Here is a 23644-nt window from a genome sequence, read left to right as displayed (position 1 = left end):
ACTGTTGACCGGGGGAGCGCGATGATCGACGTCCGACGGCTCGGGGTGCTCCAGGCGGTCGCCGAGCACGGGAGCTTCAACCGGGCGGCGGCGGCCCTGCTGCTCACGCCCTCCGCGGTGTCGCAGCAGGTCGCGGCGCTCGAACGGGGTCTGGGGACGTCGGTGGTGGAGCGCTCGACCCGCGGGGTGCGGCTGACCGAGGCCGGGCGGCTGCTGGTGGAGGCGTCCACCGCGATCTCCGCCGAACTGCGGAACGCCCAGGAGCGGATCGGCCGGCTCGGCGCGGCCCGGCCCCGGCTCACCCTCGCCACCTTCACCAGCGGCGGGCGGCACCTGCTGCCGGTGGCGCTGGCCCGGTTCGCGGCCGAGCACCCGGAGGTCGAGCTGCGGATCGTGGAGCGGGAGCCCGAGGACAGCCTGCCGATGGTCCGCGAGGGCACCGCCGACCTCGCCCTCGCCTACCACTTCGACGGGCCGCTGCCGGTGCTCACCGGGGACCGCTCCGGGCTGGACTGGACGCCGCTGATGGACGACCCGCTCGCGGTGGTGCTGCCGGACGGGCACCGGCTGGCCGGCCGGGAGGCCCTGGACCTGGCCGAACTCGCCGACGACCGCTGGGTGCTGGGCTGTCTGAAGACGGAGGCCTTCCTGCACCGGCAGGCGGCGCTGGCGGGGTTCGAGCTCCGGGTGGCGGGCTCCACCACCGACTACTTCTTCGCCCGCACCCTGGTCGCGGCAGGCGTCGGGGTCTCCCTGGTGCCGTCCGTGGCGCTCGAACCCGTGCTGCCCGGCACCCGGGCGGTGCCGGTGCGCCCGCCGAGGCCGGCCCGGCACTTCGGGATCGCGCTGGCCCGGCGCGGCAGCCCGCAGCCCTACGCCGAGGCGCTGGCCCGGCTGCTGGGCGAGCAGGCGGCCCCCGCGAAGCCCGTCGGCGCCTGAGCCGTGGAGCGGGTCCGGGGGTGGCCTACGATGATGCGTCGCGTTCTTGTTGTGTCCCCTTCATCTGAAGGATGCTCAGGCGCACCATCCTTCTGCTCGGGCGGGGAACGACCGTCCACCGAACCTCCGACAAGGGGACAGCCACCCGTGAACGCACGCCGTACCTTCGCCGGTACCCTCGCCGCCGCGCTGCTCGCCGCAGCCGCCCTGATATCGGTGCAGTCGGCCGACGCCGCGACCGGGCCCGCCGACCTGCCGTTCGGCTCGGCCACCACCGTCGGCCTGCACAACACCTACGACCCGGCGGCCTTCGGCTACCTCGCCCAGGGCCTCGACACCGGCACCGGCATGATCGAGCTGGACGCGTGGACGGACACCGTCACCAAGGAGTGGAAGGTCAGCCACTCCAACCCGCTCGGCAACGCCAACAACTGCGTCACCGCGAGCACCCCCGCCCAGCTCTACACCGGCAGCGCCAACAAGAACCTGGAGACCTGCCTGGACGACGTCCGGGTCTGGCTCGGCGCCCACCCCGGCGCCGGACCGCTGGTGGTCAAGCTGGAGCTCAAGGGCGGCTTCGCCGCCAACCGCGGCATGGGCCCCGCCCAGCTCGACTCGCTGATCGCCGCGCACCTCGGCCCGGCCGTCTTCCGCCCGGCCGACCTGCTCGCCAAGCCCGGCGGTGGCTCCTACCCGACCGCCGACGAGGCGGCCCGGGCCGGCAACTGGCCGACCCGGGCGTCGCTCGCCGGGCGGGTGCTGCTGTACCTCCTCCCCGGCACGGTCGAGGAGGGCAACCCCTTCGACACCCTGCACACCGACGTCGAGTACGGTCGGCACCTGCGCGACCTGGCCGCCGCCGGCCGGATCGGCAACGCCCAGGCCTTCCCCGCCGTCCACGGCGCCGCCGCCGGCGACCCGCGCGGCAAGTACGGCGAGGCCGCGATCCGCCCGTGGTTCGTGCTCTTCGACGGTGACGCCGCCGCCTACACCGGCGGCGGGATCGACACCGCCTGGTACGACAGCCGGCACTACCTGCTGGTGCTGACCGACGCCCACAACGTCGCCCCGGCGATCAGCGCCACCGACCCCACCGTCGACCAGGCCCGCAGCCGCACCGAGCAACTGGCCCGCGCGCACGCCAGCATCGTCTCCAGCGACTGGCGTCGGCTCCCCGCCGTCCAGTCCCTGGTACTGGCCCGCGGCTGAGGCTTCGGCCCCGGCCCCTCGGGGGGTGTCCGCCCCCTCCACGAGGGGCCCGGGCCGGGGCGGTCCCACTACGATGAGGCCATGAGCGGCAGCCTTCAGCTATCAGGTGCACATCAGGTGCAACAGCGCGACGGCGCCGAGCGGCTGGACACCGCCGCCGGCATCCTCGCGCTGCTCGCCGACCGCACCCGGCTGGCGCTGCTGCAGCGGCTGGGTGAGGGCGAGGCCGACGTGACCACGCTGACCGAGGCGTGCGGCGCCGCCCGGCCGTCGGTCAGCCAGCACCTCGGCAAGCTCCGGCTGGCCGGGCTGGTCACCGCCCGCAAGGACGGCCGCCACGTCGTCTACGCGCTGCGCCACGGCCACCTCCGACGCCTGGTCAACGAGGCGCTGAACGTCGCCGACCACCAGATCAGCGGGCTGCCCCCGCACGACTGACCCCCCGTCCTCCCTGCTGCTCATCGCTCGCCTCCCGTTTCGCCTCCCGTTTCGCCTGCCGTTCGCCTGCCGTTTCGCCTGCCGGGGTGGGCGGCGGTCCGCGCAACAGGTGCACGCGTACGCACATGTTGTCCTATGCTGGATGCGTCGTCCTGCCGCGCCGAGCCCGAGCGGGGTCCCCGATGCTGTCCGTCCTGCGCGATCGCGCCTATCTGCACCTGTTCACCGCGCACCTCCTCGCCCTGGTGGGCACCGGGCTGGCGACGGTCGCCCTCGGACTGCTCGCCTACGACCTCGCCGGTGCGGACGCCGGTGCGGTGCTCGGCACGGCGCTGGCGATCAAGATGCTCGCCTACGTCGGAATCGCCCCGCTCGTCACCGCGCTGGCGCACCGGATCCCGCGCCGCCGGCTGATGGTCGGCTCGGACGCCACCCGGCTCGCCGCCGCGCTCGCCCTGCCCTTCGTCACCCAGGTCTGGCAGGTCTACGGCCTGATATTCGTCCTGCAGTGCGCCTCGGCGGCCTTCACCCCGGCGTTCCAGTCGGTGATCCCCGAGGTGCTGCCGAAGGAGCGCGACTACACCAGGGCGCTGTCCCTCTCCCGGCTGGCGTACGACACGGAGAGCCTGGTCAGCCCGCTGCTCGCGGCCGGGCTGCTCACCCTGGTCGGCTACCACTGGCTGTTCTGGGGCACCGCCGCCGGCTTCCTCGGCTCCGCGGCCCTGGTCGCCACGGCGGCCCTGCCCGGGCCGGCGCAGGCCGGACGCCCCACCACCGACGGCGTGTTCAACCGTGCCGCCCGGGGCACCCGGCTCTTCCTGGCGGTGCCCCGGCTGCGGGCCCTGCTCGCCCTCGACCTCGCGGTCGCCGCCGCCGGCGCCATGGTGATCGTCAACACCGTGGTGTACGTCCGCGACCGGCTCGACCGCCCGGCGGGCGACGTGGCGCTCGCCCTCGGCGCCTACGGTGCGGGCTCCATGGCCGTCGCCCTGCTGCTGCCGAGGGTGCTGGACCGGGTGGACGACCGGACGGTCATGCTCCCGGCGGCGTTCGCCGTCGTCGCCCTGTTCGCGGTCCTCGCCGCCATCACGCAGGCAGGCCCGGCCGCCTGGCGCTGGCCCGCCCTGCTGGCGGTCTGGGCGGCCTTCGGTGCGGCCGGCTCGCTCATCCTGACCCCCACCGGGCGCGTCCTGCGCGACTCGGTGGCCGCGGCGGACCTGCCCGCCGTCTTCGCCGCCCAGTTCTCCCTCTCGCACGGCTGCTGGCTGCTCACCTACCCCCTGGCCGGCCGCCTCGGCGCCGCGGCCGGGCTCACCACGGCGACGGCCGTCCTCGGCGCACTCGCCCTGGCCTCAGGCGTACTGGCGGCCCGCACCTGGCACCTGCTCCCGCCCGGCCCCGCCCCCACTCCGGCGGCGGCGACACGACCCGCCCCCGACCGGCGGGACGCCCCCGCGACGGGCTGAGTTCCTACGCGCGGATCGCCCCGGTGTCAAGGGCGTTGGGGTGATCCGACGTTTCCCCGCGGTACCCGGGTCCGGAGCGGCAGGCTGGTCGGCATGACGAACGAGAGCGAAGTCCAGAGCCGCGGACTGGCCCCGGAGGAGTTCGAGCTGCCCGTGGAGGTGGTCGAGCGGATCAGGCACGCGTGCGCGCTGCTGGGCATCGAGGTGGCGCCGACGCACGCCGGGCCCGGTTTGGTGCTGTGGCGCGAGCCGTGGAAGCCGGGCACCGTCGCCGAGGTCGTCCAGTTCTCCTGGTACGCGTCCGGGCAGCTCCTGGACGCCTGCGAGGCGAACCGCGACACGGGACCGGCGGAGGAACTGTACGACGTCACCGGGCACCTGGAGGAGACGGTGGCGGACGTGCTGCGCCTCACCGGCCTGGACGTCCGCCGCGACCCGTACACCCGCGAGTGGGGAGTCCACGGCATCATCGGCCCACCGCCGGCCTGAGCCGGAAGGGGCGGCCCGCATGTAACGCGTGCGGGCCGTCGACCGTTGCCCCGTACGGTAGACGACGACTCGGAACGCCTCGGCGAACGCGCGTCCGCCGAACTGCTGAGCCAGAGAGTGGAGGAGGTGCCGGCCCGGGGAGGCCGGCGGCGGGGTCTGCCGACCCGCCTACAGGGCGTCGATCGCGTCGCCCAGCTGTGCGGCGGTAGGCCGGTCATTCGATGCCGGTACGAGCGCGGCGGCGAGCACGGCGAGCAGCTCGGGCCACACCGTCGAGGTCGCGAGCGGGATGGTGCCGGTACCGATGGCAACTCGCAGGTCAGACGTCCCGACAGTAGACGGGTCAAGGCCTGCCAGCTGGTAGTTCAGAGGCCACGCGCCGGTGGCCGCAGCCCACAGTGATGCCGCGAGAGCGTAGACGTCGCTCGCGTACGTGGGTACCGGGCTCCGGCCGATGCCGAGCGGGGCGGCGAGTTCGGGGGCTTCCAGGTGGGCCAGGCCCCCGGTGAACGGTGTGTTGAGTTCCGGCTCGGACAGCTGGCGCGGACCTTGGGCGTTCGTGAGGTCGATCAGGCGCGGCCCGCTTTCGGTGTGGATGCAGTGGGCGGCCTGCAGGTCGCCGTGGACCCATCCGAGATGGTGAAGCTCGGCGACGGCCCGGCAGTAGTGCGCTGCGGCGGCGCGCATGTCGAGTTGCCCGGGGGTAGGCAGGTCGGCGCCGTAGCGGGCGGCGCGGAACAGAGTGGCGGTCGAGGGGCCGTCGAACCAGGGGGCGACAGTGAAAGTACCGCCGTCGATCAGTGGGCTGCGCGGGTTGCGGGTCTGTGCTCCGATGGCCTCCAGGGCCGCGACCTCGCGACGGGCGGCGATCAGCCCGGCCCGGTCGGGGATCTTGACGGCGAGGCGCTGCCCGGGGGCGGCGACGGGGCCACCGGTGGCGGTGACGCGCCAGACCTGGATGCCGCGCCGGTCGGTGACCAGCTCGGCCTCCTCAAGGGCGCCGGTGTGCTGCTCGAGAGCGGTGCGGATGCGGTCGGTCATGTCGGGTCCTTCTGTTCGGTGGCCCACGCCTTGACGGTCGGCCAGGAGGACAGGGCCGTGGCCATGCTGGTCGGCAGGCCGGTGACGGGTGCGAGGACGTCTTGGCCGCGGTCGTGGACAGTCGCGACGATGTGAGCCAGTCCCGGGGTGTTGTCCAGAAATCCAGGGTCGCGCGAGCGGACTGCTGGGCGCAGCGAGAGGAAGGTGATCGGCGGGACGGGCAGCGGGCGGCCGTCCCGGCCGGTGTCGACCTCTCCGGCCCAGAACTTGCCGACCATGAGCCCGGCAGGAGCGTAGAGGTGTTTCAAGGCCCAGTGCGGCCAGTCGACGGCGCTGCGCCCGGCGTCGAGGACGGCGATGTTCTCGCAGGTGAGGTGACCGCGCGGTCGGACGGCGAGGGAGCGAACGACCTCGGCCGCATGGACCGCGGCGGCGAACACGGCGGCTTCGATCTCGGTGGTGGTGGCGCCAGGGGTGGTGGTGTAGGTGGTCCAACTGGTGAGGCCGCGGGCGATGGACGGGGAGAGGTAGGGGCAGTGGGCGGCGGTGGCCTGAACGTAGGCGGCCGTGCCGTCGGGCGGCGTGGTGGAGCGTGCACAGGCGAGGCGCAGAGCCCCGGTCGGCGGCCGGGGCTCCGGGTGCGGGGTGATCGTCACTCGGCGGAGGGGACGGCCGGTTCGGCGTGCGGGAGGGCCTCGGGGGAGCACTTCCACGACGCCCACACCTCGCCCGTCTCGCGGTATCGGGAGTGGGTGGCGGTGTCGACGGCGCCGCTCTCGTCGGTGAACCACACCTCGGGCAGTGGGCCGTACGCCTCGTCGTAGGCGGTGACCCACAGGATACGGCCCTGGCCGGCGCCCTCGATGTGGGCGAGGGGGCGCCCGGCATGGGCGGTGGTGAACTCGGCGTGCGCCTGGCTGTCCTTGGCGAGAGCGTGCCACACGGCGTCGATCGCGCCGGAGAACATCTCGGGGGCGGTGCCGCCGACAGCGAGGCGGCGGCCGGCGATGCTGAGGAACCTGCCGAGTTCGGTGATCTCGATGGTGTCGTTCATGCGATCCTCCGACGGGTGTTGGTGGTGCCCGCCGGACCGGGGGGTCGGGCGGGATGGTGCACGGGCGGCGTGCGCGAGCCGTACGTGCCACCGCCCGGTGACCCAGCAGGCAGGGTGTCGACTCCGGCGGGCGATGTGCATTCAGTCAACCGTGATGAGCACTGAGCGACGAGGCCGGATCGCAGGACACTTCACCGGACATCTCCGCGGCCGGGTTGCGGTCGCTCGCTGCCAACCTGGGGTGGTGGATACGGTGGGTGGTGTGGGGGGAGGCCCATGTCCGAACAGGCAAGCGGAAACCGGCGGTTCGTCGCGGCAAGAGTCGAACGGGGCTGGCACACGCAACAGGATTTCGCGGACGCGTACGACGCCAGGGCCGAGTCGCTCGGCGAGAAGGCCCGCATCTCCGTCCGCCAGGTCCGGCGCTGGGAGGCCGGCCGGTCCGCGTGGCCCAACCGGGATGCCCGCCGGGTGCTGGACTCGATGTTCGGAGTGCCGGTGGAGGAGCTCGGGTTCGTTCGTCCGCCCCGACCGACCGGCCGGGCGGCGCCCGACATCGAGCAGCGCCCAGACGTGGACAAGAAGGTGCTGCGTCGTGCCTTCCCGGGCGGCGGCCTCGCCGCGGCAGCGTCGGTCCTCGACCTCGCAGCCCTGGAACACCTCACTGCTGCCAGCCGTGATGCCCGCCGGTACAGCGACGGTCGGCTCGTCGAACACCTCCGAGCAGCCTTGGACGAGACCGCCCACACCGACGGCACGGCAGGCCCGCACCAGGCGCTGCCGACCGCCCTCGGCTTGATCGCCGCCATCAACTCCAGCGCCCGCGAGGCCGACCCCGGCATCCGCCACCAACTCCTCCATGTCGGTGCCCGCGCCGCCGAACTCGTGGCGTGGCTGCACCGTGATGCCGGGGCGCCTCCGCAAGCCACCGCCTACTGGCACGCCCAGGCGAAGGAATGGGCAACCCTGGTCGGCGACGGAGCGATGCATGCCTACGTCCTGCTGCGCCAGGCCCAGGCGACCGACCGTGCCGACGCGGTGCGCATGCTCGACCTTGCTCGCGCCGCGACCGGCGGCCCGTGGTCCCTGCCCCCGCGCCCCCGTGCCGAGGCGTATCAACAGGAGGCTCGTGCACTCGCGCTCACCGGCGCCAGTGGTGACGAGGTCGCCCGCGTCCTCGACCTCGCCCACGACGCCCTCGACCGGGCTTCCCCGGCCGACGCGGAGCCCACCTGCACCGGCCCGCTCGGTGACAGTTACACCGCGGAGCGGCTCATGGTGCAGAGTGCTGTCTGCTATCGCGAGGCCCACCAACCCGAACTGGCCGTCGGTCTGTTCCGGCAGTACCTTGCGGGCAGCTCCTTCGCGCCGCGCGACCGGGCGTTCTTCACCGCCCAGTTGTCCGGCACCCTTGTCGAGGCCGGAGAGCCGGACGAGGCGGCGGTGGTCGCTCTCCAGGCCTTTGAGCTCGCCGCCGGAGCCCGCTACGGACAGGCCCTCGCCGAACTCCGTCGGACCGCCGGGACGTTGGAGCCGTGGAATCGGCGCCCGGCGGTACGGGAACTGGAAGCTCGGCTGCTGGCGGTCACAGTGGCTTAGGGGCGAGGAACTCCCGGACCCGGGTGATCACCTGATGTTGCCACGCCTGTGACTGCGGGGCCAGGTACTGCGGATCGTCATGGACTGCGAACCCGTGCTGCGCGCCGTCGAGTTCGAGCAGTTCGGTGGTTCCGCCGAACATGGGCCGGTGTCGGTGGGTGGACTCGATCGGCACGAAGGTATCCTTCGTGCCGTGGACGAGCAGCGCGGGGGCGCGGACGGCTGCGAGGATCGCCGGGGTATCGAGGTGGAGTACCTCGTTGAGGAGAGCGCGGTTCAGCTCGAAAGGCGACTTCTCGGTGTAGCCCTGCTTGTCGAGGAGGGCCGCCATGTCCTCGGAGAGGTAGTCGTCCGTCCAGCCGGGCCGGGTGGTGACGTAGCGCTCCCGGTAGTCCAGCCGGGGGTTCAGGAGGACGAGCCGGCCGACGTCGTCGGGGTGGTGTGCGGCGTGCAGGGCCGCCGCGCCGCCGGAGAACGAGGCGGCGATGACGTGGACCGGGCCGGTGGCTCCGGCGTGCGCCCGCAGGTGGTCGCCGGCTGCCCGGATGTCGTTGGCGACGGACGCGATGGTCAGTTCCGACTCCCGGCCGGCGCTCAGTCCGTGGGTGCGAAGGTCGAACCGGAGGCCGGCGACCCCGCTTTCGGCAAGGCCGGCGGCGAGACGAGTGAAGAAGCCGCCCTCCTCGCGGGTGACGCCGGAGCCGTGGACCAGTACCGCGAGCGCTCCGGCCACGGGGGTCGGTGGAGAGCTGATCGTTCCGGAGAGCGCAGTGCCGTCGAGGGATCGGAATGCCGTCTGGTGATCAACCATGTACTGATGGTAGCCAGTTGCCATCAGGTCGGGAGCATTGATTCGTCGCGTCGGCAGGTCGGGCCGCAGGCCGGGGCGGTCGGTGCTGTTCGGGTGGCGGGGGGCGGTGGGTGGTGCGGCGGGGAGGGGTAGTAGGTTTCTCTTCGGAACTGAGACAGTCTCGAAAGGGAACTCGCATGCCGCAGCAGACCTGGACCGCCGTCGACGACTACTTCAACGACCTGCTGGTCGAGCAGGACGACGCCCTGCTGGCCGCCGTGGCGGACAGCGCGGCGGCCGGCCTTCCGCCGCACCAGGTGGCGCCCAACCAGGGGAAGTTGCTCAACCTGCTCGCCCGGGTCCACGGCGCCCGCCGGATCCTGGAGATCGGCACCCTCGGCGGCTACAGCACCATCTGGCTCGCCCGCGCGCTGCCCGAGGGCGGGCGGCTGGTCACCCTGGAGGCCGACGAGCGCTGTGCGGCCGTCGCCGGTGCCAACCTCGCCCGCGCCGGGCTGGCGGAGGTCGTGGAGATCCGGGCCGGCCGGGCGCTGGACACCCTGCCGCTGCTGGAGCGGGAGCAGGCCGGGCCGTTCGACCTGGTCTTCATCGACGCCGACAAGCCCGCCAACCCGGACTACCTGGACTGGGCGCTGCGACTGACCCGGCCGGGCAGCCTGATCATCGGCGACAACGTCGTCCGGGACGGCGCCGTCACCGACTCCGCCAGCGAGGACCCGCGGGTCCAGGGCGTCCGCCGGTTCACCGAACTCGTCGCCGCCCACCCGAGGTTGACGGCCACCGCGCTGCAGACGGTGGGGGAGAAGGGCTACGACGGCTTCGTGCTCGCACTCGTCACGGCCTGAGGCCCGGCGGGCCGCCGGCCGCCCCTCCGGGCATGGTGTGCACCACCATGCCCGGAGGGGCGGCCGGTTGACCATGATTCGAGCCCGGCCGGGGTGTCGCCGGCTCAGAGACCGGACAGCGGGACGGCCGGGTCGGCGAGGGCCTTCGGGTCCACCGCCCGGCCGGAGCGCACCAGTTCGCGGATCGGGTCGGTGACGTCCCAGACGTTGACGTTCATCCCGGCCAGGACCCGGCCGTCGGCGAGCCAGAAGGCGATGAACTCCCGGGTGGCCGGATCGCCCCGGAAGACCACCTGGTCGTAGCCGCCGGGTTCGACGTACCCGGTGTACTCCATGCCCAGCTCGTACTGGTCGGTGAAGAAGTACGGGATCCGGTCGTACACCGCGTCCTGGCCGAGCATCGCGCGGGCGGCGGTCTGCGGCTGGTTGAGCGCGTTGGCCCAGTGCTCGACGCGGATGTGGCGGGCGAACAGCGGGTGGAAGGCGTTGGCGACGTCGCCCGCCGCGTAGATGTCCGGGTCGGAGGTGCGCAGGTGCTCGTCCGTCCGGACGCCGTTCGCGACGTCCAGGCCGGCGGCCTCGGCGAGCACGGTGTCGGGGGCGATCCCGATGCCGACGACCACCGCGTCGGCCGCCACCGTCGTGCCGTCGGCGAGCCGGACGCCGGTGACCCTGCCGCCCTCGCCGACCAACTCCTCGACCTTGGCGCCGAACTGCAGGTCCACACCGTGGTCCCGGTGCAGGTCGGCGAAGACCTGGGCGACCTCCCGGCCGAGGACCCGCAGCAGCGGCAGCTCGGCCGCCTCCAGCACGGTGACCGCGGCGCCCGCGGTACGGGCGGCGGCGGCCGTCTCCAGACCGATCCAGCCCGCGCCGATGACCGCGATCCGGGCTCCGGGCCGCTCGATCACGGCCTTGATCCGGTCGCTGTCCCCGACCCGGCGCAGGTAGAGCACGCCGTCCAGGTCCGCCCCGGGGACCGGGAGCCGGCGCGGCACCGATCCGGTGGTGAGCAGCAGCTTCGCGTACGCGATCCGCCCGTCGTCGGCGAGCGTGACGGTGTGCGCGGCCGGGTCCACGGAGGCGACCGCGGTGCCGAGGCGCAGGGTGACGTTCTGCTCGCCGTACCACTGCGGCGGGTGGACGTGGATCTTCTCGCGCGGGGTCTTGCCGAGCAGGTAGCCCTTGGAGAGCGGCGGCCGCTCGTACGGGCGCTCGTGCTCGTCGCCGATCAGCACGATGCCGCCCCGGTACCCGGCCTCGCGCAGGGCCTCGGCCGCCTTCGCGCCGCCGAGGGAGGCGCCGACGATGACGATCGGGCGTTCGTCCCCGATGCCGTCGGCGCCTTCGGGGGTGTCCGTGGATGTGCCCGTGCTCATGGTGAACTCCTCGCTCTCCGGCCGGAATCACGGACAGCCTGCCGCCGCCCGGCGGGCCTGTCGAGACCACGCCAGGCGCGCCGCGGCAGGCTCCCCCGAACGGGTGAAGCGGGCGGGCGCCGGGTTTGCGCGGCGCGTTCGGTGCTCCGCCGGCGGTGCCGGGGGTTCTGCGCCCTGTGCCCCGGCACTCCGCGCGGTGCGGTCCGATCCGCGCCCCGTGCGCTACGGCGTCATCGCGTCGCGGACCAGCGCGGTGTCCACGAACTGCTCGAAGCGGACGATCCGCGCGCCGCGCACGGTGAAGTGGTGGGCGACCCGAACCGCCAGCGGGCGGCCGGTGGCCTTGTGGACGGCGGTGTAGCGGGCCAGCACGACCACGTTCTCGCCGTCCACGACGTAGTGGTCGTCGTGTGCCGTCCAGCCGTCCCAGTCGGCGGCCAGCCGCTCCATCACCCCGCCGGTGACGCCCTTGGGGGTCCGGTAGGTGCCGGCCAGCGGGAAGCCGGCCATCTCGGTCCACTCGACGTCGTCGGCCAGGGTGGCCCGCAGCGCGGCCAGGTCGCCGCGCGCCGAGGCCAGGTACTGGCGGCGGACCACGTCGGCGGGGGCGGAGGACTCGGCGAACGACGCGGTGGACCGCGGGATCTCGATCATCGCGGCTCAGCCCCAGACCAGCTCGCCCTTGGCGACCTTCGTCCCGAGGTCGACCGCCAGCTTCAACCCGAGGTCCGGGTAGCGGCGTTCCAGCGCCGCCTTCGCCCCGGCCGCGTCCTCGGCCTTTCCGATCTCCGTCTCGAAGGCCCGCAGGTAGTCGCGGGTGTGGGTGATCGCGGTGGTGTCGGTCGGCGCGCCCGCGGTGCGGTGGCCGGCCACCACGAACTGCGGCTCCAGTGCCTCCATGCCGTCCAGCAGGTCGATCCAGGCGGCACGCTGCTGCTGGGTGGCGGTGTCGGCCGTCCACACGTGCAGGCCCTCGAAGAGCAGCACGCCGCCGAGGAGCGCGCCGTGGTGGTGCTGCCAGAGGTAGTGCCGGTCCGGGAGGTGGAAGTCGGCGCCGCGCAGCTCGAAGCGGTGGCCCTCGAAGACGATCTCGTCGCCGTGCAGGACCTCGGGGAGGACCAGCCGGGTGGGCAGCTCGGTGCCGAGGTGTTCCCAGGCCTTGAGCTTGCCCTCGTAGGACTCCTGGATGTGCTCGACGGTGCTGGCGGTGGCCACGAAGCGGGCCTGCGGGAAGGCGTCCTGGACCTCCTCCGCGCCGAAGTAGAAGTCCGGGTCGCCGTGGCTGACGAACACGGTGGTCAGCCGTCGGCCGGAGGCCCGGACCGCCTCGGCCAGCCGCCGCCCGTCGGAGCGGGTGAACCCGGCGTCCACCAGCAGGGCGTCGTTCGGGCCGGTCACCAGCACGGACGTCTTGTTGAGCGAGCTGTCGGGACTGTCGATGACCTGGAAGTCGAGGGAGCTCATGGGGGTCCTTCCTGGGGCCGGCCCGGCGGCCGTGGGCCGGGCACGCGTCGCCGCCCAGCATCGGCGCCCCCGGCGCCGCCCGCACCCCGGGTTGGCCCGACGGGGGGACGCGGCCCTCCGGTGACCAGGGCCGCCGGCGGGCCGCGTCGCCCTGTCGGGGACCGCGGACCCGGCCGAGGAGGGCGGACCCGGCCGGGCGCTCAGACCGCGGCCGCCAGGTGGGCCAGCTTCTCGGCGGTGTCGGTGCCGGGCAGCGGGTTGTACAGCACCACGGTGAGGTCCGGTCGGGCCGGCAGCTTCAGCTGGCTGCTCTCGAAGCTCAGCCGCCCGATCGTCGGGTGCTCGACCTCCTTCACCAGGACGCCGCCCGCCGCCACGTCCTGGCGGGCCCAGAGCGTCCTGAACTCGGGGCTGGTGGCCGAGAGTTCGTCGACCACCTCGCGGAATCCCGGGTTGTCCGGGTGCTCCGAGGCAGCGGCCCGGAACGCGGCGACCACGGACGGGGCGACCCGCTCCCACGGCCCGCTGCCGGCCCGGTAGGCGCGGTCGCGGAAGAAGGCCACCAGGCAGTTGCGGTCCGCCTGCCCGATGTTGAGCGCGAGACGGGCGGTGGCGTTGTGCGCCACGTAGTTCCAGGACCGGTCGAGGATGGCGGCCGGGTTCGGCGCCCAGGAGTCGATCAGCCGCTGCAGCTCCTCGCAGTACGCGGTGTCGACCGGGGCGCTGCTCGGCGGCGGGTTGAGGCCGGCCAGACCGTACAGGTGGCGCCGCTCGGTGTCGTCCAGCCGCAGCACCCGGGAGACCGCGTCGAGGACCCCGCCCGAGACGGTGATGTCCCGCCCCTGCTCCAGCCACTGGTACCAGGACGGGCTGACCCCGGCCAGCACCGCGACCTCCTCGCGGCGCAGCCCCGGGGTGCGGCGGCGGTCGGTGCCGGCCGGAAGCCCGGCTCCGGCGGGGCTGACCCGGGCCCGGCGGCTGATCAGGAACTCACGTAACTCCGGCCGCCGACCGGGCTGCTGGACATCCACGACTGCTCTCCTCACCGCCTGGTGGTGCGACCACCAGGATAGCCAGTGGCTCCCCACGGGCGGGCGCGTCCGGCCAGGCTGGTCGCCATGACCACAACCAGTGAACAGTCCGCCGGCCCGCGGGCGCCGCACGGGGCGGACGACGGACGGCTGGGCGCCCGCGCCGCGCTCACCCTCGCGGTGCTCTGCGGCGCCCAGTTCATCATCGCGCTGGACTTCTCGATCCTGAACGTCGCCCTGCCCAAGCTCGGCAAGGACCTCGGCATGGCGCCGAGCGACCTCCAGTGGGCGGTGACGGCCTTCGCCCTGCCCTCCGGCGGCTTCCTGCTGTTCTTCGGCCGGGCCGCCGACATCTACGGCCGGCGCCGGCTGTTCCTCGGCGGCGTGGCGCTGTTCACCGCCGCCTCGGTGCTGGCCACGCTCGGCTGGAACCCCGGATCCTTCCTCGCCGCCCGCGCCCTGCAGGGGCTCGGCGCGGCCGTGGTGGTCCCGGTCGGGATGTCGCTGCTCACCACGATCTTCCCCGAGGGTCCCCGGCGCAACCGTGCGCTGGCCGTCAACGGCGCGCTGCTGTCGCTGGGCTACACCGTCGGCATGGTGCTCGGCGGCAGCATGACCGAGGGGCTCGGCTGGCGTTCGACGATGGGTCTGCTGGCCGTCGCCGGGGCCCTGGTGGCGATCGCGGCGATGCGGCTGATCACCGAGCCGGGGAGACCGGAGCGGACCGCCCGGCTGGACCTGCCCGGTGCGATGACCGTCACCGCCGGGCTGCTCGCGCTGATCTACGGCGCCTCCGCCGCCTCCGGGGAGCACCCGGACAAGGTGGTGGTGGCGGGTTCGCTGCTGGTCGGTGTGCTGCTGCTGGCCGCGTTCGTGCTGGTGGAGCGGCGGGCGCCGCAGCCGCTGGTCTCGCTGGCCATGCTGCGGCTGCGCGGGGTGGCGTTCGGCAACCTGGGCGGGCTGACCACCTTCGCGATGATGAGCTCGCTGATCTTCCTGCTCACCCTCTACCTCCAGCAGGTGCTCCACCTGTCGGCGCTCTCCACCGGGCTGTTCTTCGGCGCTCAGGGCATCGTCCTGGTGGCCACCGGGATGGGCGCCTCGCGGCTGATCGGCCGACTCGGGGCGAGGACGGTGCTGACCGGCGGCCTCGCGGTGCAGGCGGTCGGGACCTTCGCCCTGCTCGCACTGGTCCGGGCGGACGGTTCGGCCTGGGTGCCGCTGGCGGCGCTGCTGCTGGCCTCGGTGGGCCACATGTCGGCGGTGGTCTCGTACGGGGTGAACGCGACCGCCGGGCTGCCGGACGACATGCAGGGGCTGGCGGGCGGGCTGATCACCAGCGCGCAGCAGATCGGGATCACCATCGGTACGCCGGTGCTGAGCGCGGTCTCCTCCTACCGGCTGGCCCAACAGCAGGACGCCGGAAAGTCGTTCGAGCTGTCACTGCTGGACGGGGTGCGGCTGGGCACGCTGGTGGACGCGGGCGTGGTGCTGCTGATCGCGCTGCTGGTCGGGTTCGGGCTGGCGGGGCGGCGGGAGGGGCGGGGCGGAGGTCGGGCCGCGAAGCCGAGATGACGGCTTGTCAGCCTGACTGATCGTCAAACAACCGTTCGGTTTGTCCTCATGCTGGATGGCGCGCGCATGGCGGGATCATCGCCGGTATGGTGAGGCGCCATGCGCGATCCCGCCACGCGTCCCTCCACGCGTCCCGCCCTCCTCCTTAGCCGCCGCGACGAGCGCCCGTAACGGTCGGCCGGCTCGTCGCGGTGTGCAGAGGCCTGTGCGGCCGGCCGCAAGACGTGAACAGCCCAGGAGGACGAACCCGATGAACACCGACGCGCAGCAGTACGCCCGGCCCGACTTCCCGCTCCAGCTGCCCTCGGGCATGCCGTTCCAGCGCTACCGCCCGTTCCAGGTGATCGACCTGCCGGACCGCACCTGGCCCGGCAAGGCCATCACCCGGGCCCCGCAGTGGTGCGCGGTGGACCTGCGGGACGGCAACCAGGCGCTGATCGACCCGATGGGACCGGGCCGCAAGCTGCGGATGTTCGAACTGCTGGTCGCCATGGGGTACAAGGAGATCGAGGTGGGCTTCCCGTCCGCCAGCCAGACCGACTTCGACTTCTGCCGCCAGCTGATCGAGCAGGACCTGATCCCGGACGACGTGGCGATCCAGGTGCTCACGCCCTGCCGGACCGAGCTGATCGAGCGGACCTTCGAGGCCGTCCGCGGCGCCGGCCGGGCGATCGTGCACCTCTACAACTCCACCTCCACGCTCCAGCGCCGGGTGGTCTTCGGCATGGATCGCCCGCAGATCGCCGGCATCGCCCTGCACGGCGCCCGGGTCTGTGCGGACCTGGCCGAGCGGATGACCGACACCGGGGTGCGGCTGCAGTACTCGCCGGAGTCCTACAGCGGCACCGAGCTGGAGTTCGCGGTGGAGATCTGCAACGCCGTCAACGAGGTCTGGCAGCCGACCCCGGACCGCCGGACGATCGTCAACCTGCCGGCCACGGTGGAGATGGCCACGCCCAACGTGTACGCGGACTCCATCGAGTGGATGCACCGCAACCTGGCCTTCCGCGACGCGGTGGTGCTCTCCGTCCACCCGCACAACGACCGGGGCACGGCCGTCGCGGCCGCCGAACTCGGCTACCTGGCGGGCGCGGACCGGATCGAGGGCTGCCTGTTCGGCAACGGTGAGCGGACCGGCAACGTCTGCCTGGTGACGCTCGGGCTGAACCTGTTCAGCCAGGGCGTCGACCCGATGATCGACTTCTCGGACATCGACCGGATCCGCGACACCGTCGAGTTCTGCAACCAGCTGCCGGTCCACCAGCGCCACCCCTACGGCGGCTCGCTGGTCTACACCGCCTTCTCCGGCTCGCACCAGGACGCCATCAAGAAGGGCTTCCACCACCTCGGCCAGGATGCCGCCGCGGCCGGTGTCGAGGTCGACCGGGCGACCTGGGCGGTGCCGTACCTGCCGATCGACCCGAAGGACGTCGGCCGCTCCTACGAGGCGGTGATCCGGGTCAACTCGCAGTCCGGCAAGGGCGGCGTGGCCCATCTGATGCGCACCGAGCACCAGTTGGACCTGCCGCGCGGGCTGCAGATCGAGTTCTCCCGGGCGGTGCAGGCGCGCACCGACGAGTCCGGCGGCGAGGTCACCCCGGCGGAGCTCTGGGCGATCTTCGTCGAGGAGTACCTGCCGGCCGGCTCGCCGGAGGCGGGACCGCTGGCGGCCGGTGCCAAGGAGTGGGGCCGGATGGCGCTGCTCGCCCACCGGACCTCGGCCGTGGTGGACGAGAAGGACGCCCTCGTGGTGGACCTGCGGCTGGACGGCGCCGAGCGGCGGCTGGAGGCCGCCGGCAACGGCCCGATCGACGCCTTCGTCGCCGGGCTGGCCGACCTCGGCATCGACGTCCGGGTGCACGACTACGCGGAGCACGCGCTGTCCGCCGGCGGCGACGCGCGGGCGGCCGCCTATGTGGAGTGCGCGGTGGACGGCCGGGCGTTCTGGGGCGTCGGGATCGACTCCAGCATCGTCACCGCCTCGCTGAAGGCCCTGGTGTCGGCCGTGAACCGGGGCTTCCGGGACTGACCGGTCCGACCGCATGGTCCGGGTGCGTCCCCGCCTCCGATCCTGGACCCGACTCCGACTCCGACCCTGACCCCGGCCCCGCCGCCCCGCCCGCGCCCGCCGCGGGACCGGGGGGTCCGGGGTGTGCGGGCGGGGTCGGCCCGGGCCGTGCGGCCAGCGCCTCGTTGACGTCCTCCAGGGTCTGCCCGTTGACCCGCGGCCCGAGCAGGCCGATGTCCAGCGCGATCGCCACCAGGGTCGCGGCCACCACCGCGAACAGCACGTCGGCGCCGGAGCGCTCCAGCAGCGGCACCATCAGGAAGGGCATCGCGGCGGTGGCGATCCGGGAGAGCGAGTAGGTGGCGGCGACGGCCGCGACCCGGTGGGTGGTCGGGAAGATCTCCGCCTGGTAGACGTGGTACCCGTTGGAGAAGACGTTGCTCACGGCGGTGTAGCAGACCCCCGCCGCGATGATCGCCGGCGCGCCGGAGGCGTGGCCGAAGGCGAGGCCCGAAACGGCCATGCCGAGGGCGGCGCCGACGATCAGGAACTTGCGCTCGACGCGCTCGATCAGGGGGATGGAGATCAGCGAGCCGAGCGGGTAGCCGGCGAAGGTCAGCGCGCTGAAGAGCAGCGAACTGACGATCGAGTAGCCCTTGGTGGCGAGCACCAGCGGCGCGATGGTGCCGAAGCCGTAGCCGCCGAAGGCCTGGAGCAGGTGGAACACCGCCATCATCGCGACCCGCTTGCGGTGGACCGGCTCCAGGCGTCTGCGGGCCTCGGCCCGGACCGGCTCGCCGCTCGCCGGTGTGGCCTTCGCCGGTTCGCCGCCCTTCGCGGGAGCCGGGATGCGCGCGCCGGAGCCGGCGGCACCGGCCTCGCTCTTCGGCCGGTCCGGCACCTCGGCGGCGGTACCGGCCCCGGTGACGCCCGCCTCGGCCTCCAGACGGCGCAGCACCTCGTCCGCCTCGGCGGTGCGGCCGACCGAGGCGAGCCAGCGCGGGGACTCCACCAGATGGCGGCGCAGGGCCAGCACGATCAGCCCGCCGGCCGAGCCGATCAGGAACAGCCAGCGCCAGCCGTCCACCCCGAGCGGCTTCAGCGGCACCAGCCAGCGGGCGGTGAGGCCGACGGCGGGCACGCCGAAGAAGGCGACGGTGTACGCCCAGGCCGTCCAGCGGCCGCGGGCCCGGGCCGGGAGCAGGTCGCTCAGGTAGGCGTCCGCCAGTGGCAGCACCGGCCCGATGCCCAGGCCCGCCAGCAGTCGGGCGGCGATCAGTTGGGGCACCCCGTCGGTGAGCGCCCCCACGGCGGAGAACACCGTGTAGACGCAGACCCCCAGCAGCAGCGCCCGCCGCCGTCCGAGCCGGTCGGAGAGCCGGCCGACGGCCAGCACACCGATGAACATGCCGACGAACACGGAGGCCAGCACCGCCGAGACCTCGGTGCGGTCCAGGTGGTACCGCTCCCTCATCACGGCGCCGAGCACGCCGGACATGAAGATCTCGTACATGTCGAAGAACATGGCGAGGCCCACGGTCAGGACCAGCCGGCGGTGCGTACGGGTCAGCGGCAGGCGGTTCATCCGCGCCGCGATCAGGGCGGGCCCGTTCACGGCGGGCGCGTTGACGGCCATGGCTCGATCCTCCGGGGGTGTGGGGCGCGGTCGGGCGGGGGAGGGTCAGCTCTCCTCGGGCTCGGTCCACTTGATCGAGCAGCCGATCGAGGCGCGGTGCGGCTCGGGGACGGCGCGGCCGGCCAGGACGGCGGTGACGGCGGCGCGCATCCGGGCGCCGTCCACGGGTTCGCCGTTGCCGGGGCGGGAGTCGTCGACGGCCCCGCGGTAGGCGAGCCGGAGTTCGGCGTCGTAGAGGAAGAAGTCCGGGGTGCAGGCCGCCCCGTAGGCCCGGGCGACGTCCTGGCCGGCGTCGATCAGGTAGGGGAACGTCCAGCCGGTGCGGCCGAGTTGGGCCTTCAGGCCGATGGCGTCGTCGTCCGGGGCGATGCCGGTGTCGTTGCTGCACACGGCGACCACGGCGATTTGCGGGAACTCCTCGGCGAGCGCGGTGAGCGCGGGCTCGATGTGCCGGACGAACGGGCAGTGGTTGGACAGGAAGGCGACCAGCAGGGCGTCGGCGGGTACCAGGTCGTCGCGCCGGACGGTGCCGCCGGTGACCGAGGGCAGGGCGAAGTCGGGCGCGGGCGTGCCGATGGGCACCATCTGGGAGGAGACGGGCATCGCGGGGCCTCTCGTGCTGAACGGGCGAGGGAGGGACGGGCGAGGGGAGGGGACGGGCGGGCGCGCCCGGGGGAAGCGCGCCCGCCCGAGTCGTGGCGGGGGGGGGCCCGGCCCCGGCCCGGACCCCCCCCCCCGGCGCACACCGCCCCCGCCCCCCCAGGGGGTGGCGCGGGGGGGGGGGGGGGGGGGGGGGGGGGGGCGCCCCGGGGGCCCGCGCGCCCGCCCGTGTCGGGGGGGCGGCTGCCCGGCCGCGGCCGGCCAGCCGCCGTCGGTCAGCAGCAGCGGCCGGCGCCAGTCGGTGTCGCGGGAGTCGTGCACCACCTCGACGTACATCCCGTCCGGGTCGCGGACGAAGAAGTAGTCGACCAGGGTGCGGCCCCGGGCGATCTCGGTGACCTCGCCGATGCCGGCCGCGACGACCGCGGCGCGGGTGGCGGCCAGGTCGTCCACGGTGAAGCCGAAGTGCTTGACCCCGGTCTCCGGCAGGTTGTTGCCGACGGTGAAGACCGGCGGCTCGGTGCCGTCGTCGTTGCGGTAGTGGAACAGCTCCAGCACCCAGCCCTCGTCGAGCTGGAGGTGGGTGATGGTCAGCGACTTGTCGTGCTTGACCCACTCGGCGATCAGCCGGAAGCCGAAGTAGCCGTAGAAGGCCTTGGAGGCCTCCAGGTCGCCGACGGTGATCGCGGTGTGGTGCGGCCGGAAGGTGCCGGCCGGGGCGGGATCGGTCATGGGTGTGCCTTCCGTTCAAGGGGGTTGACGGCCAGAGGGGGACGACGGGACGGCAGGACAGCAGCTCGGGCGAGGCGGCCGGACCGGCCGGACTGCCGCCGGCTCAGCGGGCGAGTCCGGCGGCGGAGTGCAGCACCTCCAGGAACTCGATCCGCGGCGGACCGGTCACGTACGGGACGTGCTCGGCGCCGAACCGCTTGGTCTCGACGTTCGCCCGGTGCTCCAGGAACGCCGCGTGGTCGCGGTAGATCTCGTAGAACACCCGGGCCTGCGGCTCGCCGTCGATCCGGTGGACGGCGTAGCCGACCAGGCCGGGCTCGTGGGCGGCCTCGCCGATCCGCCAGGCCGCCAGTGCGTCGAACCGCTCCTCGTGCCCGGGTCGGACGTCGAAGCGGGCCACCACCGCGTACACCGCCGCGCCCTCAGCCGGCCGTACCGGCGGAGGCCAGCTGAGGGAAGCCGCCCTCGTAGCGCACACCGCGCGCCAACTCGTCCTCGTTGCTGGCGATGCAGGCCTCCAGCGCCACCGTCCAGTCCTCCTTGAGGCCGTTGCGGCGGGCGGTGGCGAGGATCTGCCGCAGCGGGTTGATGTGCGCCTCGGACAGGCCGCGCAGGCTGCCGATCTGATCCGGAGTCACATCCTGCTGGAAGGCGGCGGGCAGCGGGCGGCCGGCCACCTTGAAGTTGAGGATGGTGCGGATGCACTTCTCGCAGCGGCCGCAGTTGGCGTCCTTGCGCTCGCCCTGCCAGCAGACCCGCAGATTGTCCGCGCCCTGCGGCCAGAGCCGCGACAGCCCGTCGACCTTGTCGCTGCGGTCCACGCCGGCCGCGTCGTGGTGGATCCGCAGCCGGCCGCTGGAGAGCATCCCGTCGGTCAGGGGGTTGGAGCCCCACGGCAGCACCAGCGAGCCGTACGGCTCCGAGCTGGCGATCAGCCCGTGCCGGTAGCGGCCGGCGAACAGGCTGAGCACCGAGACCATGCCGGTGCCGAAGGCGTCCTCCCAGTCGTTGAGGTCGCTGTGCCACAGGGAGCGGAAGTTGGTGGCGACCGGGATCAGGTCGACGCCGACCGAGGCCAGCAGCGGCACGCTGCGCCGGTGCAGCGACCAGTACGCCTCGCCGTCGGTGAGGGGGATGTCGAAGCCGTGCACCATCACGGCGGCGGTGAGGTCGAGCGAGGCGCGCCCGGCGCTCTTCTTGGTGTGGCGCACGGTGGTGAAGGCGCTGTCCACCCCGCCGGAGAAGGTCTGGATCGCCGAGCGGTCGTCCGGGGTGTCCGGGTCGGCGACCTCCTGGTCGGCGGAGAGTGCGATCGGGGTGTACCGGTCGGGGCGCCACTGGGCCCAGGCGGCCTGGAACTCCTCCAGGTTCTCCAGCAGGCTTGCCGAGACCGGGCCTTCGGAGTGCAGGCTCTCGCCCCGGCGGATCGACGCGAACAGGGCCGCGAGCAGGAAGGTGTCCGCGGTGTCGGCCAGCCGGTCGGCGAACTCCTCGGGGATGCGGTACCAGAGCCGGTCCGCGGCGCCGCCGTCCGCGCCGGTCACCTGGACGGAGAGCTCCAGGAACCCGTCGGCGGTGGTGCGTTCGATCGGTCCGATCCTCATGCCTGGTCTCCTTCGGGGGTGGTGGCCGGTGCGGGCGGCTGGATGAGTTCGACGATGTTGCCGTCGGGGTCGCGCAGGTACAGGAAGCCGGTGCCGGCCGCGGCGGCGGGCCGGTCGACCACCACCGGGCCCTCGCCGACCACGGGCACCCCGCGGTCGGCCAACTCCTTGGCGGCGGCGGCCAGGTCGGGGACCCGGAAGGCGATGTGCCGCCAGCCGACGGCGTTGGCGGGCGCGCCGGGCGCGGCCGGGTGGACCGCCCGGTACTGGGTGAGCTCCAGCACGACCTCCGCGCCCGGCACCAGCAGGTGCACGGTGACCGCGGTGGCGCCGGGGACGCCGACCCCGGCGGCGAACCGCTCGGAGTCGAGGTCGAGCCGCTTGAGCGTCCGGGCGCCGAAGACGTCCTGGTAGAACGCCTCCAGCCGGTCCAACTGGTCGGTGACCAGGGAGACATGGAGCAAAGCCTGGGTCTGGATCGCCATCACGCCACCGCCCTGGCCAGGCCGCGCGGGCCCGGACCTGTCTCGAACGCCGGGTCCAGCGCGGGTAGTTGCCCGGCCATCCGGGCCCGGCGGCGCTGGTCGAGGAAGCCCAGGAACGCCCGGCCGGCGCCGGAGGGCAGGCCCAGCCGGAAGGAGTCGACCACCCACTCCTGGAGCACGTCCCCGCGGGCGGGCCGGACGCCCGGGGTGGCCGCGCCCGCCGGATCGGCGATCGCGGCGTGGATCAGTTCGGAGTTGCGCAGCACCTCGGCGAGGTCCGCCCGGGTGGTCGGCCGCGGGGCGGTGAGCGCGGTGTGCGCGTCCGAGATCATCGCCAGCATGTTGTCGTCCTCGGTGAACAGGCTCTTCGCCAGCACCGTGTCGCCCTTGCAGAGGAACACCCCGGCCTTGATGTCGGTGAGCTCCTCGCAGATCGGTGCGTAGGTGGCGTGCACGGAGAGCCGCTCGCGGCAGAGCAGGTCCAGGCTGCGGACGACGGTCGGGTGCTGGAGGTTGGAGTAGTGGATGAAGGCGGCGCCGCGTTCGGCCCGTCCGACGATCACGCCCTCGCCGAGCCGCAGCGGCCCGGCCCCGCCCACGGTGTCCTGGTCGAGGTCCTCGACGTGCTCGATCGCCCGGGGTGCGCCGATCAGGTCGGCGCCGATGTACAGCTGGTGCGGCAGCTCCACCTCGTAGACGGTCGGGGAGGAGGTGCCGGAGGCGCCGCGGCCGCGGTGGTTGTCGGCCCGGCGGTCCTTGGAGAAGTCGGTGACGCAGAGCACCGGGTCCAGGTCGTAGCGGTCGATCAGCTCGCGGACGGCCCGGTGCACCCGGGAGTGCAGGTAGTTGCGGACGAGCACGGTGTGCGAGTCGGCGAACACCTCGGCGACCTCGGCCCGCAGCTCGGGCGTGACCAGGAAGGGTTTCTCCAGCAGGAAGCGGCGGTATCCGGCGCGCCACCACCCGATCAGTGCGGGGGCCAGGCTGCGGCTGGGCAGGCAGAGGTCCACCACGGTGTGCTCCGGTGCGGGCAGCGCCGCGCCGGGCCGGTCGGTGGCGATCGGTGGGTTCAGGCCGTCCGCGCGCAGCAGCCGCTCCAGCTCGGCGCCGGGTCGGCCGGTGTGGTCGATGAAGTGGATCCGGCGCAGGTCGAGGCGGCCCGCGCGGGCCAGCCGGGAGTAGGCCCGGTAGTGCAGCGAACCGGCCTTGCCCGCACCGACGATGACGATGTCCACGGGC

General features: G+C 73.5%; 23 protein-coding genes. 9 read left to right on the top strand and 14 right to left on the bottom strand.

Going from position 1 to position 23644, the window contains the following annotated elements:
- Positions 1–21 precede the first annotated feature (21 nt).
- The 5 genes from ACFVVX_RS27455 (at position 22) to ACFVVX_RS27435 (ending at position 4541) form a co-directional block, all read left to right on the top strand.
- On the top strand, positions 22–939 hold the full coding sequence (locus ACFVVX_RS27455; RefSeq protein ID WP_387949302.1) for a LysR family transcriptional regulator: 918 nt from the start codon (positions 22–24) through the stop codon (positions 937–939).
- Between the two features lie 147 nt (positions 940–1086).
- Positions 1087–2148 carry a phosphatidylinositol-specific phospholipase C domain-containing protein gene (locus ACFVVX_RS27450; protein WP_387949301.1) on the top strand — a complete coding sequence of 354 codons (1062 nt, stop codon included), beginning with the start codon at positions 1087–1089 and terminating at the stop codon, positions 2146–2148.
- 81 nt (positions 2149–2229) lie between these two features.
- Positions 2230–2586 carry an ArsR/SmtB family transcription factor gene (locus tag ACFVVX_RS27445; RefSeq protein ID WP_387949300.1) on the top strand — a complete coding sequence of 119 codons (357 nt, stop codon included), beginning with the start codon at positions 2230–2232 and terminating at the stop codon, positions 2584–2586.
- 182 nt (positions 2587–2768) lie between these two features.
- Positions 2769–4052 (top strand): MFS transporter, encoded by a 1284-nt coding sequence (locus ACFVVX_RS27440; RefSeq protein ID WP_387949299.1) that lies wholly within the window; start codon positions 2769–2771, stop codon positions 4050–4052.
- Positions 4053–4145: 93 nt separating this feature from the next.
- Complete coding sequence (locus tag ACFVVX_RS27435) at positions 4146–4541, top strand: hypothetical protein (protein ID WP_387949298.1); 396 nt, start codon at positions 4146–4148, stop codon at positions 4539–4541.
- A 168-nt stretch (positions 4542–4709) separates the two neighbouring features.
- Here ACFVVX_RS27435 and ACFVVX_RS27430 read toward each other — a convergent pair whose 3' ends face one another.
- From ACFVVX_RS27430 to ACFVVX_RS27420, 3 genes are read right to left on the bottom strand one after another with little or no spacing between them, the layout of a single operon-like run.
- Entirely contained in the window at positions 4710–5582 is an 873-nt protein-coding gene (locus tag ACFVVX_RS27430) for a hypothetical protein (RefSeq protein WP_387949297.1), read from the bottom strand.
- Positions 5579–6238: a DUF6875 domain-containing protein gene (locus ACFVVX_RS27425; RefSeq protein ID WP_387949296.1), complete on the bottom strand. Its 660-nt coding sequence runs from the start codon at positions 6236–6238 to the stop codon at positions 5579–5581. The genes ACFVVX_RS27430 and ACFVVX_RS27425 overlap by 4 nt, the downstream gene beginning before the upstream one ends.
- The gene (locus ACFVVX_RS27420; protein WP_387949295.1) at positions 6235–6636 is read right to left on the bottom strand and encodes a hypothetical protein; all 402 of its coding nucleotides are present in this window, start codon (positions 6634–6636) and stop codon (positions 6235–6237) included. The genes ACFVVX_RS27425 and ACFVVX_RS27420 overlap by 4 nt, the downstream gene beginning before the upstream one ends.
- 276 nt (positions 6637–6912) lie before the next feature.
- Here ACFVVX_RS27420 and ACFVVX_RS27415 point away from each other — a divergent pair, with 276 nt between their 5' ends.
- Positions 6913–8235 (top strand): multiprotein-bridging factor 1 family protein, encoded by a 1323-nt coding sequence (locus ACFVVX_RS27415; RefSeq protein ID WP_387949294.1) that lies wholly within the window; start codon positions 6913–6915, stop codon positions 8233–8235.
- Here the strand turns inward: ACFVVX_RS27415 and ACFVVX_RS27410 are convergent.
- Positions 8222–9046 (bottom strand): alpha/beta hydrolase, encoded by an 825-nt coding sequence (locus ACFVVX_RS27410; RefSeq protein WP_387949293.1) that lies wholly within the window; start codon positions 9044–9046, stop codon positions 8222–8224. The genes ACFVVX_RS27415 and ACFVVX_RS27410 overlap by 14 nt on opposite strands.
- A 176-nt stretch (positions 9047–9222) precedes the next feature.
- Between ACFVVX_RS27410 and ACFVVX_RS27405 the strand changes: the two genes are divergently transcribed.
- On the top strand, positions 9223–9891 hold the full coding sequence (locus tag ACFVVX_RS27405; protein WP_387949292.1) for an O-methyltransferase: 669 nt from the start codon (positions 9223–9225) through the stop codon (positions 9889–9891).
- Positions 9892–9995: 104 nt separating this feature from the next.
- On the opposite strand, the gene ACFVVX_RS27400 is transcribed toward ACFVVX_RS27405, so the two are convergent.
- The 4 genes from ACFVVX_RS27400 to ACFVVX_RS27385 all read right to left on the bottom strand — a co-directional run bounded on the left by ACFVVX_RS27400 (position 9996) and on the right by ACFVVX_RS27385 (position 13765).
- On the bottom strand, positions 9996–11270 hold the full coding sequence (locus ACFVVX_RS27400) for an NAD(P)/FAD-dependent oxidoreductase (protein ID WP_387949291.1): 1275 nt from the start codon (positions 11268–11270) through the stop codon (positions 9996–9998).
- Positions 11271–11492: 222 nt separating this feature from the next.
- Positions 11493–11924 carry a nuclear transport factor 2 family protein gene (locus ACFVVX_RS27395; protein WP_387949290.1) on the bottom strand — a complete coding sequence of 144 codons (432 nt, stop codon included), beginning with the start codon at positions 11922–11924 and terminating at the stop codon, positions 11493–11495.
- Between the two features lie 6 nt (positions 11925–11930).
- Positions 11931–12734 (bottom strand): MBL fold metallo-hydrolase, encoded by an 804-nt coding sequence (locus tag ACFVVX_RS27390; RefSeq protein ID WP_387949289.1) that lies wholly within the window; start codon positions 12732–12734, stop codon positions 11931–11933.
- A gap of 200 nt (positions 12735–12934) precedes the next feature.
- Entirely contained in the window at positions 12935–13765 is an 831-nt protein-coding gene (locus tag ACFVVX_RS27385) for a helix-turn-helix transcriptional regulator (protein WP_387949288.1), read from the bottom strand.
- 87 nt (positions 13766–13852) lie between these two features.
- On the opposite strand from ACFVVX_RS27385, the gene ACFVVX_RS27380 reads away from it, so the two are divergent.
- Together ACFVVX_RS27380 and leuA are read left to right on the top strand one after the other, a co-directional pair.
- Positions 13853–15340, top strand: coding sequence for an MFS transporter (locus ACFVVX_RS27380; RefSeq protein ID WP_387949287.1), 1488 nt, complete (start codon positions 13853–13855; stop codon positions 15338–15340).
- A 250-nt stretch (positions 15341–15590) separates the two neighbouring features.
- Positions 15591–17369 carry a 2-isopropylmalate synthase gene (gene leuA, locus ACFVVX_RS27375; RefSeq protein ID WP_387949286.1) on the top strand — a complete coding sequence of 593 codons (1779 nt, stop codon included), beginning with the start codon at positions 15591–15593 and terminating at the stop codon, positions 17367–17369.
- Here leuA and ACFVVX_RS27370 read toward each other — a convergent pair.
- The 6 genes from ACFVVX_RS27370 to ACFVVX_RS27345 form a co-directional block, all read right to left on the bottom strand.
- Entirely contained in the window at positions 17314–18984 is a 1671-nt protein-coding gene (locus ACFVVX_RS27370; protein WP_387949285.1) for an MFS transporter, read from the bottom strand. The two genes, leuA and ACFVVX_RS27370, sit on opposite strands and share 56 nt — an antisense overlap.
- 45 nt (positions 18985–19029) lie before the next feature.
- Positions 19030–20316: a VOC family protein gene (locus tag ACFVVX_RS27365; protein ID WP_387949284.1), complete on the bottom strand. Its 1287-nt coding sequence runs from the start codon at positions 20314–20316 to the stop codon at positions 19030–19032.
- Between the two features lie 103 nt (positions 20317–20419).
- A complete protein-coding gene (locus tag ACFVVX_RS27360; protein WP_387949283.1) occupies positions 20420–20728 on the bottom strand; it encodes a putative quinol monooxygenase in 309 nt (102 codons plus the stop codon).
- A 10-nt stretch (positions 20729–20738) separates the two neighbouring features.
- On the bottom strand, positions 20739–21920 hold the full coding sequence (locus ACFVVX_RS27355; protein WP_387949282.1) for a hypothetical protein: 1182 nt from the start codon (positions 21918–21920) through the stop codon (positions 20739–20741).
- Positions 21917–22405, bottom strand: coding sequence for a VOC family protein (locus ACFVVX_RS27350; protein WP_387949281.1), 489 nt, complete (start codon positions 22403–22405; stop codon positions 21917–21919). The genes ACFVVX_RS27355 and ACFVVX_RS27350 overlap by 4 nt, the downstream gene beginning before the upstream one ends.
- Complete coding sequence (locus ACFVVX_RS27345) at positions 22405–23640, bottom strand: hypothetical protein (RefSeq protein WP_387949280.1); 1236 nt, start codon at positions 23638–23640, stop codon at positions 22405–22407. Before ACFVVX_RS27345 ends, ACFVVX_RS27350 begins: the two co-directional genes overlap by 1 nt.
- Positions 23641–23644 lie beyond the last annotated feature (4 nt).

Source organism: Kitasatospora sp. NPDC058170, from assembly GCF_042883905.1.
Lineage (GTDB): Bacteria > Actinomycetota > Actinomycetes > Streptomycetales > Streptomycetaceae > Kitasatospora.
Note: the sequence above shows the minus strand (reverse complement) of the source record. Positions and strands in the feature narration are given on the sequence as shown.